The sequence below is a fragment of the Micromonospora sp. LOL_024 genome, from assembly GCF_048060415.1.
Lineage (GTDB): Bacteria > Actinomycetota > Actinomycetes > Mycobacteriales > Micromonosporaceae > Micromonospora.
Genome location: NZ_JBHMIS010000183.1, coordinates 1 through 555 on the forward strand (window position 1 = coordinate 1; position 555 = coordinate 555).

The 555-nt window shown below is 59.6% G+C and carries 1 pseudogene; it reads right to left on the reverse strand.

Going from position 1 to position 555, the window contains the following annotated elements:
- Positions 1 to 54 precede the first annotated feature (54 nt).
- Positions 55 to 168, reverse strand: a pseudogene (locus tag ACFHWY_RS28805) (transposase); the annotation flags it as partial.
- Positions 169 to 555 lie beyond the last annotated feature (387 nt).

The following is a 555-nucleotide window of genomic DNA, read 5'->3' on the forward strand; positions in this document are numbered from 1 at the left end:
TGGCACTACACGGCATCCCATAACCAACCGGACATTCAAGGACTACTCCGGGGCCCTGCCCGACACCGAGACCGCGACCCGCTTGGCCTTCCACGCCTGCAGAAACGGTCCGATCAGCTCCCACTGCTCGTCGGTGACATCGCTGGGATACGGCTTTCGATCACCCATGACCGGGCTAACGCCCAATCCGCCTGACGGTCACGACCAGAACTCACATTCAACCCATCGGCCTGCCGCTATCCATAGCGAACCTGCCAGAAAGCCACCAACCAGACGCAATGCATAGATCAGATCAAGTTACTGCGGACCGCCCTCTGAAATCGCTCCTACATTGCGATCACCATTCCTCGTTCGTGGCACACGCTGTTGCGTAGTCGGTTGGCGGGCCGTTGAGCTGGGGCTTTGGGTGGAGGTCAGCGAGATCCGGAGGTCGATGTAGGACGGGTGCGACCTGCTGGTGATCATGAGTTTGCGAAGACCATGAGCCAGAACAGGACCCAGGGTCTTTGCGTTGTCGATGTGCGGGGCTGTGAGCTGGGCTGACGTGTCGATTGG